At 65.4% G+C, this 12,120-nt stretch carries 11 protein-coding genes and 1 riboswitch; of the genes, 7 read left to right on the top strand and 4 right to left on the bottom strand.

What is annotated here, in order from left to right:
- The 5 genes from J6500_RS29995 to J6500_RS29975 form a co-directional block, all read left to right on the top strand.
- On the top strand, positions 1-601 hold a 601-nt coding region (locus tag J6500_RS29995), incomplete at its 5' end, for a 3-hydroxyacyl-CoA dehydrogenase family protein (RefSeq protein ID WP_249781728.1).
- Between the two features lie 157 nt (positions 602-758).
- Positions 759-2,441, top strand: coding sequence for a dicarboxylate--CoA ligase PimA (gene pimA / locus J6500_RS29990; RefSeq protein WP_225716310.1), 1,683 nt, complete (start codon positions 759-761; stop codon positions 2,439-2,441).
- Positions 2,442-2,645: 204 nt separating this feature from the next.
- A complete protein-coding gene (gene pimC / locus J6500_RS29985; RefSeq protein WP_225716309.1) occupies positions 2,646-3,836 on the top strand; it encodes a pimeloyl-CoA dehydrogenase large subunit in 1,191 nt (396 codons plus the stop codon).
- A gap of 166 nt (positions 3,837-4,002) precedes the next feature.
- Positions 4,003-5,148 carry a pimeloyl-CoA dehydrogenase small subunit gene (pimD, locus tag J6500_RS29980; RefSeq protein ID WP_225716308.1) on the top strand — a complete coding sequence of 382 codons (1,146 nt, stop codon included), beginning with the start codon at positions 4,003-4,005 and terminating at the stop codon, positions 5,146-5,148.
- A gap of 126 nt (positions 5,149-5,274) precedes the next feature.
- Complete coding sequence (locus J6500_RS29975; protein WP_225716307.1) at positions 5,275-6,048, top strand: SDR family NAD(P)-dependent oxidoreductase; 774 nt, start codon at positions 5,275-5,277, stop codon at positions 6,046-6,048.
- Positions 6,049-6,133: 85 nt separating this feature from the next.
- Here the strand turns inward: J6500_RS29975 and J6500_RS29970 are convergent, their stop codons facing one another.
- Positions 6,134-7,324, bottom strand: a complete 1,191-nt coding sequence (locus J6500_RS29970) for an O-succinylhomoserine sulfhydrylase (RefSeq protein ID WP_225716306.1) — start codon at positions 7,322-7,324, stop codon at positions 6,134-6,136.
- A gap of 77 nt (positions 7,325-7,401) precedes the next feature.
- A riboswitch (SAM riboswitch) is annotated at positions 7,402-7,481 on the bottom strand.
- A 124-nt stretch (positions 7,482-7,605) separates the two neighbouring features.
- Between J6500_RS29970 and J6500_RS29965 the strand changes: the two genes are divergently transcribed.
- Positions 7,606-8,712, top strand: a complete 1,107-nt coding sequence (locus J6500_RS29965; protein ID WP_225716305.1) for a 2'-deoxycytidine 5'-triphosphate deaminase — start codon at positions 7,606-7,608, stop codon at positions 8,710-8,712.
- 98 nt (positions 8,713-8,810) lie between these two features.
- Here the strand turns inward: J6500_RS29965 and J6500_RS29960 are convergent, their stop codons facing one another.
- Together J6500_RS29960 and J6500_RS29955 are read right to left on the bottom strand one after the other, a co-directional pair.
- Positions 8,811-9,908, bottom strand: a complete 1,098-nt coding sequence (locus J6500_RS29960; protein WP_225716304.1) for a quinone-dependent dihydroorotate dehydrogenase — start codon at positions 9,906-9,908, stop codon at positions 8,811-8,813.
- On the bottom strand, positions 9,905-10,249 hold the full coding sequence (locus tag J6500_RS29955; protein WP_225716303.1) for a DUF952 domain-containing protein: 345 nt from the start codon (positions 10,247-10,249) through the stop codon (positions 9,905-9,907). The genes J6500_RS29960 and J6500_RS29955 overlap by 4 nt, the downstream gene beginning before the upstream one ends.
- 190 nt (positions 10,250-10,439) lie before the next feature.
- Here J6500_RS29955 and J6500_RS29950 point away from each other — a divergent pair, with 190 nt between their 5' ends.
- Positions 10,440-11,093, top strand: coding sequence for a S24 family peptidase (locus J6500_RS29950; RefSeq protein WP_225716302.1), 654 nt, complete (start codon positions 10,440-10,442; stop codon positions 11,091-11,093).
- A gap of 175 nt (positions 11,094-11,268) precedes the next feature.
- On the opposite strand, the gene J6500_RS29945 is transcribed toward J6500_RS29950, so the two are convergent.
- Positions 11,269-12,054 carry a class II aldolase/adducin family protein gene (locus J6500_RS29945; RefSeq protein ID WP_225716301.1) on the bottom strand — a complete coding sequence of 262 codons (786 nt, stop codon included), beginning with the start codon at positions 12,052-12,054 and terminating at the stop codon, positions 11,269-11,271.
- Positions 12,055-12,120: the final 66 nt, after the last annotated feature.

The raw sequence follows: 12,120 nt of genomic DNA, 5'->3' as shown, positions 1-12,120 counted from the left end.
CGCGCTGCCGCAGCAGGTCGACGCGGTCGTGACCAAGTTCGGCATGCCGATGGGGCCGTTCGCGATGGGCGATCTCGCCGGCCTCGACATCGGCTGGCGCTCGCGCAAGGACCGCGGCATCAAGTCGGAGATCGCCGACGCGCTGTGCGAAGCCGGCCGCTTCGGCCAGAAGACCGGCAAGGGCTATTACAAGTACGAGCCGGGTTCGCGCGCGGCGCTGCCCGATCCCGAGGTCGAGAAGCTGATCGACGAGACGCTGGCGCGGCTCGGCCGCAAGAAGCGCGTCGTCACCGACGACGAGATCCTCGAGCGCATGATGTACCCGATGATCAACGAGGGCGCGAAGATCCTCGCCGAGGGCATCGCGGCGCGACCGAGCGACATCGACGTGGTCTGGCTCTACGGTTATGGCTGGCCGATCTATCGCGGCGGCCCGATGTACTGGGCCGACACCGTGGGCCTCAAGCACATCGCCGATCGTCTGGCCTTCTACGCCAAGGAAACCAACGATCCCTCGCTCGAGCCGGCGCCGCTGCTGAAGAAGCTCGCCGACGAGGGCAAGACCTTCGCCTCGCTCGCCGCGCCGTCGAAGGCGGCGTGATTGACCAATGCGCTAACCATGCGTCGTTCCGGGGCATCGCGGAAGCGATGAGCCCGGAACCCATTGCGCCTCAGCGCATGCAGCTTGATGGATTCCGGGTCTGGCCCTTCGGGCCATCCCGGAATGACGACCTTTAGGAGTCCCTGCGAAGGCATCCATGACCTATCCCGGCGAACAATATTATCCGAAGGGCGTGCGGTGGAGCGACGAGATCACGCGCGGCACGCTGCCGGACCTGCTCTCGACCGCCGCCGCTGAATTTGGCGCCCGTCCGGTGCTCGAATTCCGCGAGCGGCAGATCAGCTACAGCGAGCTTGAGTCCCTGGTCGAGATCGCGGCCGCCGCCTTCCTGCGCGCGGGCTACGGCAAGGGCACGTCGGTCGCGCTGTTCCTCGGCAATTCGCCGGATCACCCGATCAATTTCTTCGGCGCACTGAAGGCCGGCGCGCGCGTCGTGCATCTGTCGCCGCTCGACGGCGAGATTGCGCTGTCGCACAAGCTGTCGGATTCCGGCGCGCGGGTGCTGGTCACCAGCAACCTGTCGGCGCTGCTGCCGACTGCGCTGAAATTCCTCGACAAGGGACTGCTCGATCGGCTGATCGTCTGCGAGGACGATCATTGGGGCAAGGTCGGTACACAGCAAGCCGCGCTGCCCGACGATCCCAGGATCGTCACGCGCAGCCGGTTCATCGACGGCGCGACCAGGCCTGCGCAATGGCCGGCCGTCGACGTCGAGGACGTCGCGCTGCTGCAATATACCGGCGGCACCACCGGCCTGCCCAAGGGCGCGATGCTGAGCCACGGCAATCTCACCGCGGCGGTGTCGATCTACGATGTCTGGGGCAGGCCGGCGCGGCTCGAACGCAACGCGATCGAGCGCGTGATCTGCGTGCTGCCGCTGTTCCATATCTACGCGCTGACCGTCGTGCTGCTGTCGGCGATCCGCCGCGGCCATCTGATCTCGCTGCATCAGCGCTTCGACGTCGAGGCCGTGATGCGCGACATCGAGGTCAAGCGTGCGACGGTGTTTCCCGGCGTACCGACGATGTGGATCGCGATCGCCTCGCTGCCTGATCTCGACAAGCGCGACCTTTCGTCGCTCGTGGTCGCCGGCTCCGGCGGCGCGCCGCTGCCGGTCGAGGTCGCCAAGATCTTCGAGCGCCGCGTCGGCATGAAGCTGAAGAGCGGCTGGGGCATGACCGAGACCTGCTCGCCCGGCACCGGCCATCCGAAGGAGGGGCCGGAGAAGCCGGGCTCGATCGGGCTGATGCTGCCCGGCATCGAGATGGACGTGGTGTCGCTGGAGGATCCCACCAAGGTGATGCCGGTCGGCGAGGTCGGCGAAATCCGCATCCGCGGCCCGAACGTCACCAAGGGCTACTGGAACAGGCCGGCGGAGACCGCCGAGGCCTTCGTCGGCGACCGCTTCCTCACCGGCGACATCGGCTACATGGACGCCGACGGCTATTTCTATCTGGTCGACCGCAAGAAGGACATGATCATCTCGGGCGGTTTCAACGTCTATCCGCAGATGATCGAGCAGGCGATCTACACCCATCCGGCCGTGCAGGAGGTGATCGTGATCGGCATTCCCGACGATTACCGCGGCGAGGCGGCGAAGGCCTTCATCAAGCTGCGCGACGGCAAAAGGCCGTTCACGATCGACGAGCTGCGCGCGTTCCTCACCGGCAAGCTCGGCAAGCATGAGCTGCCGGCGGCGGTCGAATTCGTCGCGGAACTGCCGCGCACCCCGGTCGGCAAACTGTCCCGTCACGAATTGCGCCAGCAGCAGCCGAAGACACCTAAACCACAACAGGCCGCATCGGGATCGCGCTCATGACGGACGATATTATCGGGTCTGTTCGAGGGTGCTTCAGTGATTCCGTCGTCCTGGCGAAAGCCAGGACCCATACCCCGCGGCCGGGGTACAGGGCACAGGCAATAATCGCCTTCGCAGGACAACGAAGGCCGGTGGTAATGGATCCTGGCTTTCGCCAGGACGACAACAAAGCAAGGCGTTAGTTTTCGTTCAAAGGAGGATCCGATGGATCTCGCTTTCACCAAGGAAGAGATAGCGTTTCGCGAGGAGGTGCGGGAGTTCTTCAAGAACAACGTCCCGCCGGAGACGCGGCGCAAGCTGCAGGAGGGCCGTCATCTGTCGAAAGACGAGATGGTCACCTGGTGGCGCATCCTCAACAAGAAGGGCTGGGGCGTCAGCCACTGGCCGAAGGAATATGGCGGCACCGGCTGGAGCAGCGTGCAGCACTACATCTTCAACGAGGAGCTGCAATCCTATCCGGCGCCGCAGCCGCTCGCCTTCGGCGTCAGCATGGTCGGCCCTGTGATCTACACCTTCGGCAACGAGGCGCAGAAGAAGCATTATCTGCCGCGCATCGCCAATGTCGACGACTGGTGGTGCCAGGGCTTCTCGGAGCCGGGATCGGGTTCGGACCTCGCCTCGCTGAAGACCAAGGCCGAGCGCCGCGGCGACAAGTGGATCATCAACGGTCAGAAGACCTGGACCACGCTGGCCCAGCACGCCGACATGATCTTCTGCCTGTGCCGTACCGATCCGGCGGCGAAGAAGCAGATGGGCATCTCCTTCATCGTGTTCTCAATGAAGTCGAAGGGCGTCACGGTGCGCCCGATCCAGACCATCGACGGCGGCCACGAGGTCAACGAGGTGTTCTTCGACGACGTCGAGGTGCCCTACGAGAACCTGATCGGCGAGGAGAACAAGGGCTGGGATTACGCCAAATTCCTGCTCGGCAATGAGCGCACCGGCATCGCCCGGGTCGGCGTCTCCAAGGAGCGGCTGCGCCGCATCCGCGCGCTGGCGTCGAAGGTCGAGTCCGGCGGCAAGCCGATCATCGAGGACCCGGCGTTCCGCGAGAAGCTCACCGCCTGCGAGATCGAGCTGAAGGCGCTCGAGCTGACGCAGCTGCGGGTCGTCGCCGACGAGGGCAAGCACGGCAAGGGCAAGCCCAATCCCGCATCCTCGGTGCTGAAGATCAAGGGCTCCGAGATCCAGCAGACCACGACCGAGCTCTTGATGGAGGTGATCGGCCCGTTCGCCGCGCCCTATGACGAGCACGGCGACGCCGGCTCGAACGAGAGCATGGACTGGACCGCGCAGATCGCGCCGAGCTACTTCAACAACCGCAAGGTCTCGATCTACGGCGGCTCCAACGAGATCCAGCGCAACATCATCAGCAAGGCGGTGCTGGGGCTGTAGATCGGGCTCTCACCATTGTCGTCATTCCGGGGCTTCGCGCAGCGAAGAACCCGGAATCCATCTTCCCGCGAAGTGTGCGGTCAAATGGATTCCGGGCCTGGCCCTTCGGGCCATCCCGGAATGACGCTGCGGAGGGCATTAGCTTTTTTGACGATAGGGAACGAACATGGATTTTGATCTGTCCGAGGAGCAGCGGCTTCTCAAGGAAAGCATCGACGGACTTCTGACCGATGCCTACGACTTCGATGCGCGCAAGAAGTACATGAAGGAGAAGGGCGGCTGGAGCAAAGCGCTCTGGGGCAGGCTCGCCGAGCAGGGCCTGCTCGGTCTGCCCTTTGCGGAGGCCGATGGCGGCTTCGGCGCCGGCGCGGTCGAGACCATGATCGTGATGGAGGCGCTCGGCAAGGCGCTGGTGGTCGAGCCGTATCTCGCCACCGTGGTGATCGCCGGCGGCTTCCTGCGCCATGGCGGCTCGGCCGAGCAGAAGGCGAAATACATCCCCGGCATTATCGACGGCAGCAAGACGTTCGGCTTCGCGCAGCTCGAGAAGAACTCGCGCTACGACCTGTTCGACATCGTGACCACCGCGAAGAAGAAGGGCGACGGTTGGGTTATCGACGGCGAGAAGTTCGTCGTGCTCAACGGCGAGAACGCCGACGTGCTGATCGTCACCGCGCGCACCAAGGGCGGCCAGCGCGACAAGAGCGGCATCGGCGTGTTCCTGGTGCCGGCTGACGCGAAGGGGGTCACCAAGAAGGGCTATCCGACCCAGGACGGTCTGCATGCCGCCGACATCACCTTCACCAATGTCGAGGTCGGTGCCGACGCGGTGATCGGCGATCCCGAGAACGGCCTGCCGCTGATCGAGCGCGTCGCGGACGAAGCCCGCACCGCGCTGTGCGCGGAGGCGGTCGGCGCGATGGACGAATCGCTGAAGGAGACCGTCGAGTACATCAAGACCCGCAAGCAGTTCGGAGTAGCGATCGGCTCGTTCCAGAGCCTGCAGCACCGCGCCGCCGACATGTTCGTGGCGCTGGAGCAGGCCCGCAGCATGTCGATGTTCGCGACGATGGCGTCGGATTTCGACGACGCCAAGGAGCGCTCGTCCGCGGTCGCTGCGGCCAAGGTGCAGATCGGCAAGTCGCTGAAATTCGTCGGCCAACAGTCGATCCAGCTCCACGGCGGCATCGGCATGACGATGGAGGCCAAGATCGGCCACTATTTCAAGCGGCTGACCATGATCGAGAACACGCTCGGCGACACCGACTATCATCTGCGTCGGGTCAGCGAGGGCGGCGGGCTGCTGGCCTGATTGTCATTCCGGGACAGCCCGAAGGCTGAGCCCGGAATCCATTCCACCACAAGTCATGCGGCCCAATGGATTCCGGGTTCTCGCTTCGCGAGCCCCGGAATGACGGCTTGCAGGGAGATAACAACAATGAAGAACACCCCATTCGATCTCACCGGCCAGGTCGCGGTCGTCACCGGCTCGAGCCGCGGCATCGGCCGCTCCTCGGCCGAGCTATTAGCCAAGCTCGGCGCCAAGGTCGTGATCTCCTCGCGCAAGGCGGATGCCTGTCAGGAGGTCGCCGACGGCATCAACAAGTCCGGCGGCGAGGCGATCGTGATCCCCTGCAACATTGCGCGCCGCAACGAGGTCGAGGCGCTGATCTCAGGCACGATCAAGCAGCTGGGCAAGATCGACATCCTGGTCTGCAACGCCGCGGTCAATCCCTATTACGGTCCGCTGCTCGACATCACCGATGAAGCCTTCGACAAGATCATGGGCTCGAACGTCAAGAGCAACATCTGGCTCTCGGCGCTCGCGATCCCGCAGATGGCCGAGCGCGGTAAGGGCTCGGTCGTGATCATCTCCTCGATCGGCGGTCTGCGCGGGTCGACGGTGATCGGCGCCTACGGCATCTCCAAGGCGGCCGACTTCGCGCTGTGCCGCAGCCTCGCCGGCGAATGGGGGCCGAAGGGCGTGCGGGTCAATTGCGTGGCGCCGGGCCTGGTGAAGACCGATTTCGCCCGCGCGCTGTGGGAGGACCCGGACAATCTGAAGCGCCGTACCGCGTCGACGCCGCTCCGCCGCATCGGCGAGCCCGACGAGATCGCCGGTGCAGTGGCCTATCTGGCGTCCGACGCGTCGACATTCATGACCGGCCAGACCATCGTGGTCGATGGCGGCGTGACGACGGCGGCGACTTAGGTTCTGCCTTGCTTCGCCTCTTCCGCTTGCGGGCCCCGCAAGCGGAAGAGGGAGCTCAGTTCGCTTCGGGGCCTCTCCCCCAGCCTCACACCTTCTCCAGCGCCTGCGCCAGATCCTCGATCAGATCGTCGGGATGCTCCAAGCCGGTCGAGAACCGGATGAACCCTTCGCTGATGCCGAGTTCGGCGCGCGCCTCTGGCGCCAAGCGCTGATGCGTCGTGGTCGCGGGGTGTGTTACCAGGCTCTTGGAGTCGCCGAGATTGTTGGAGATGCGGGCGATCTTCAGCGCGTTGAGGCAGCGGAACGCGCCGGCCTTGCCGTCCTTGACCTCGAAGCCGACCAGGGTCGAGCCGGCGCCCATCTGCTTCTTCACGGTCTCGGCCTGCGGATGGTCGGCACGGCCGGGATAGATCAGCCGCGTGACCTTCGGATGGCTCGCCACCGCGTCGGCGATCTTCGCCGCGCTTTCGGTCTGGGCGCGGACGCGGACGCCGAGCGTCTCGAGGCCCTTCAGCAGCACCCAGGCGTTGAACGGCGACAGCGACGGGCCGGTCTGGCGCATGAAGTTATGGATGTGCTCGGCGATGAAGGCCTCCGACGACAGGATGATGCCGCCGAGACAGCGGCCCTGGCCGTCGATGTGCTTGGTCGCGGAATACACCACGACGTCGGCGCCGAGCGACAGCGGGCTCTGCCAGATTGGCGTCGCGAACACGTTGTCGACGATCAGTCGCGCGCCGCCGCTATGCGCGATCTTGGCGATCGCCGCGATGTCGAGCACGTCGAGCGTCGGGTTGGTCGGGCTCTCCAGGAAGAAGGTCTTGGTGTTCGGCCGCAGCGCGCGCCGCCACTGGTCGAGATCGAGGCCGTCGACCAGCGTGGTCTCGATGCCGTAGCGCGGCAGCAGGTCCTGCACCACGTAAAGGCACGAGCCGAACAGCGCCTTCGACGCCACCACATGGTCGCCGGCCTTCAACGGCGCGAGGATCGCGGTGGTGACTGCGGCCATGCCGGTCGCGGTCGAGCGCGCGGCTTCCGCGCCTTCGAGCTCGATCATGCGGCGCTCGAACATCGCAATCGTCGGGTTGGAATAGCGCGAATAGATGAAGCCGGGGTCCTGGCCCTTGAAGCGGGCCTCGCACTGCTCGGCAGTGTCGTAGACGTAGCCCTGGGTGAGGAACAGCCCCTCCGAGGTCTCGCCGAATTGCGAGCGCAGCGTGCCGCCATGGACCAGGCGGGTTTCAGGGCGATAGCGGGTGACTTCAGACTCAGACATGTGACCTCCGACGCGGCCGTCCCTTAAGGGAAATCGGCCACAAAAAAACCGGCCTGGAGTTGCCTCCACAAGCCGGGATCACACTGTCCCCGGCCTGTTTAGCGACTTATTTAACGTGGCTGCAAGCCGGCCGGCTCAAATCACCACGGGATAAGTGGTGCTGATATTCCCTCGCGCCCTTTCCGTCAAGGCGGTCATCGGATAACCCGTAAAAGCCCTTATTTTGAGGCTTGGATAGGCCATCCGGGGTATCATTTGGGCCATCCCGAGGGACCCGCGCCGTGTCGTTCACGCTGGAAGATGAATCCAACGGAATCCTGCCCGACCGCATGATCGCGGAGATGGCGGAGGCCGGCCTCATCCTGCCCGCCTATGACTTCGTCGAGAGCCAGATCCAGCCGGCAAGCCTCGATCTGCGGCTTGGCGACATCGCCTACCGGGTGCGGGCGAGCTTCCTGCCGGGGCCAGATGCCACCGTCGCCGAGCGGATCGACGAGCTCAAGCTGCACGAGATCGATCTCTCCGACGGCGCGGTGCTGGAGACCAACTGCGTCTACATCGTGCCGCTGCTGGAGAGCCTCGCGTTGCCGCCGCAGATCGTCGCCGCGGCCAACCCGAAAAGCTCGACCGGCCGGCTTGACGTCTTCACCCGCGTGATCGCCGACGGCACCCGCCGCTTCGACATGATTGGCGCCGGCTATCACGGGCCGCTCTATGCCGAGATCAGCCCGAAGACGTTTCCGGTGCTGCTGCGCGAGGGCTCGCGGCTCAGCCAGGTCCGCTTCCGGATCGGCGAGGCGATCCTCAACGCTGACGAGCTCGAAGCGCTGCATGCCGCCGAGCGGCTGGTCGATATCGACGATGCCGATCTCGCCGAGGGCGTTGCGCTCTCGGTCGATCTCTCCGGCGAGAATTCCAACGGCTTCGTCGGCTATCGCGCCAAGCGCCACACCGGCGTGGTCGATGTCGATCGCCGCGCCGGCTATCCGGTCGACGATTTCTGGGAGCCGATCAAGGCGCGGCCCGACGGCAGCCTGATCCTCGATCCCGGCGAGTTCTACATCCTGGCGTCCAAGGAAGCCGTGCAGGTGCCGCCGGACTACGCCGCCGAGATGGTGCCGTTCGATCCCCTGGTCGGTGAATTCCGCGTCCACTATGCCGGCTTCTTCGATCCCGGCTTTGGCTACGCCGGCGCCGGCGGCAAGGGCGCGCGCGCCGTGCTCGAAGTGCGCTCGCGCGAGGTGCCGTTCATCCTCGAGCACGGCCAGATCGTCGGCCGCCTGGTCTATGAACGCATGCTGGAGCGTCCCGACGCGCTCTACGGCCAGCGCATCGGCTCGAATTATCAGGCGCAGGGTCTCAAGCTCTCGAAGCATTTTCGCGTGTAGCGAATTCCGTCGCCCGGATGAAGCGCAGCGTAATCCGCTGCTGCATCCGCGGATGGACTTGCCCCGGATTGCGCTTCGCTCATCCGGGCTACGGGCAGTTATCGTACCGGCCAATCCTCTGCCGTAATCGTCGCGGCGTCGGCGCCCACGATTTCTGACAAAGAGTCGCGTCCCGTCCGCAGCAACGTCGAGGACAGATCGCGCTTGATGTCGTCGACGAGGCCAAGACCCTTGTAGACCAGCGACGAATAGAGCTGGATCAGGCTGGCGCCGGCGCGAATCTTTGTCAGCGCCGCACCGCCACTGTCGATGCCGCCGACGCCGATCAAGGGAAACGCGCCTTCGACGCGCACATAGGTCTCGGCCACCATCCGGGTCGACAGGCGGAACAGCGGCCGGCCCGACAGGCCACCCTGCTCCCTGGCACGGCTCTCCTCGCGCAAGGTCGAGGGCCGCGCCAGCGTGGTGTTGGCGACGATCATGCCGTCGACGCGGCGCGAGCGTGCGATGTGCACGACATCGTCGAGTTCGGCGAGGCTGAGATCCGGCGCGACCTTGAGCAGCACGGGCGAGTCGCCGGCATTGCGGCGAACCCGCTCGCGGGTGTCGATCACCCGCGCCAAGAGATCGTCGAGCGCGGCCGATTGCTGCAGATTGCGCAGACCCGGCGTGTTCGGCGAGGAGATGTTGACGGTGAAGTAGCTCGCGACCGGCGCCAAGGTCTCGATCAGCTTGACATAGTCGGCAATGCGATCGGCCGAATCCTTGTTGGCTCCGACATTGACGCCGACGATGCCGCCCTGGCTGGCGCGCGCGGCGAGCCGGCGCAGCACGGCCTCAGCACCCTCATTGTTGAAGCCCATGCGGTTGATGACGGCCTCATCCCGCTCCAGGCGAAACAGCCGCGGCCGCGGGTTGCCCTGTTGCGGTTTCGGCGTCACCGAGCCGATCTCGACAAAGCCGAAGCCGAGGCGCAGCAGCGCGTCGGGCACCTCCGCGCTCTTGTCGAAGCCGGCCGCCATGCCGATCGGGTTCGGGAAATTCAGCCCGAAGGCGCGCACCGCGAGCTTGGGATCATCCGGCCGCTGCCGGATCGGCGGCAGCAGCTTCAAGCCCTGGATCGCCATGCGATGGGCGTCCTCAGGATCGAACCAGCGCAGCAGCGGCAGCGAGAAGGCGTCGAAGGCGCGGATCACGGCTTGAGCTCCGGAACGTCGTGGCCGCCGTCGGATCGTGCGCGCAAATCGAGTATCTCGATCACCGCGCCGAGATCGAGCTCGCCATAGAGATGCGGAAACAATTCGTCGTTGCGCGACGGCTCCCAGCGCAGCTCGTCGCCCAGCGCGTCCGCATCGACGGCGACCAGGAACAGGCCGGTCTGCCCGAAATAGTGCTTGCGCGCGGTCTCGGCGACCTGGGCGGCGGTGGAGAAATGGATGTAGCCGTCGCGAATGTCGTCCGCACTGCCCCGATACACGCCCTGCCGCTCGGCCTCGCGCCAGGCCGAGGCGGGGGTGATTTTGTAGATCATTGGCACGTGCCGGCGGTCCCTTTTGTCCTTGAGTCTCCTGTACTTTTCCGGATCGACGGGAAAAGCCCGAAGCGCGGGCGACCGTATCGGCGGCGGCGGCGCAACTCAAGCGGCGCTGCGCCACACCCGCCGGCAGATTTGCGCAAACCGAGACTTTCAGGCAATAATTCCTAGATCTTCGCCCGGGATGCGCTCGATGGTGAAACAACCCAAAGCTCCCCGCCCCCTGACCCACGCCCAGGTCTGGATGGCGCTCGACCGGCTGGCCGAGCGGGCTGGCCTGTCACCATCCGGCCTCGCCAAGGCCTCCGGCCTCGATCCGACCACCTTCAACAAGTCGAAGCGCGTCACCGGCGACGGGCGCGAGCGCTGGCCCTCCACCGAGTCGGTCTCCAAGGCGCTGGCTGCGACCAACGCGACGATGGAGACTTTCGTGCAACTGCTCGGCGACGGTCCGCGTGGCGGCCAATCTGTGCCGCTGCTCGGCTTCGCCCAGGCCGGCGCCGGCGGCTATTTCGATGACAGCGGCTTTCCCGCCGGCAAGGGCTGGGACGAGGTGGCGCTGCCGGCAACCGGCGATGAGCATGCCTATGCGCTGGAGATCGAGGGCGATTCGATGCGGCCGGCCTACCGCGAGGGCGACATCATCGTGGTCTCGCCCGGCACGCCGATCCGCCGCGGTGACCGCGTCGTGGTGCGCACCACGGGCGGCGAGGTGATGGTCAAGGAGCTGAAGCGTCGCACCGCCAAGGTGCTCGAGCTCGGCTCGCTCAACCCCGTGCACCCCGATCGCACGCTCGAAGCCGAGCAGGTCGAGTGGATCGCACGCATCGTGTGGGCGAGTCAGTAATTGGACGAGTGAGGCGCCACAAACAACGTGTCGTCCTGGCGAAAGCCAGGACCCATAACCACCGCTCGGCATTGCTTACACACGCTGGGGCCACGCCACAGCTAGCTGTAACAACTCGACCCCGTGGTAATGGGTCCTGGCCTTCGCCAGGACGACGGCGGAATATGCGGCCCCGTTACGTCGCGTAATCTGGCTCCTTGCGGTCCAGCATCCGCTTCAGCGCATCGAAATGGCGCTGCGACGGGGTCGGGCCGGTGTAGAGATGATCGTCGCGGTAATCGCGCTTGGTCTTCTCGACCACATGCGCCGGCAATTGCTTCAGCGGCTGCTGGGTCCACATCGCGTAGATCTGCACCTGCGCGGCGCGCTCGATGTAATAGAGCCGGTCATAGGCATCGGCGACGGTCTCGCCGACGGTCGAGATGCCGTGATTGGCCATGAACAAGATGGTCTTGTCGCCGATCACGCTGGCGAGGCGCGCGCCTTCGGCCGGATCGAGCGCGGGACCGGTGTAGAGATCGTCATAGGCGATCGCTTCCGACAGCCCGACCTCGGTCTGCCCGATTTCCTTGATGCGCGGATCTTCTAGCCGCGTCAGCGCGCTGGCGTAGGGCATATGGGTGTGGAACACGGCCTTGGCCTGCGGCAGCGCCTTGTGGATCGGCGCGTGGATGCAATAGCAGGAGCGCTCGACCTCGCCCTCGCCGCGCTTCACCTCGGCGTCGTCGATGCCGACTTCCATGAAGGACGACGCCGTGACCTCGGACCAGTGCATGCCGAACGGAATCTGGTAGTAACGGTCGGTGCGGCCGGGCACCACGAAGGTGAGATGATTGAAGATGCCTTCGGAGAAGCCGTGGATGTAGGCGAGCCGATGCGCGGCCGCGAGATCGACCCGCGCCTGCCATTCCTCGGCGCTGGTATCATTCCGCAGCGATGACGGCGAAACCCTGAACTGCATGCGCGTCCTCCCATGTGTGCCAGCCTCTCGGTGGAGGCCGTGCGGATTTTATGGATGCGAGTGTAG

It is taken from the genome of Bradyrhizobium semiaridum (assembly GCF_020329505.1).
Classification (GTDB): Bacteria; Pseudomonadota; Alphaproteobacteria; order Rhizobiales; family Xanthobacteraceae; genus Bradyrhizobium; species Bradyrhizobium semiaridum.
Note: the sequence above shows the minus strand (reverse complement) of the source record. Positions and strands in the feature narration are given on the sequence as shown.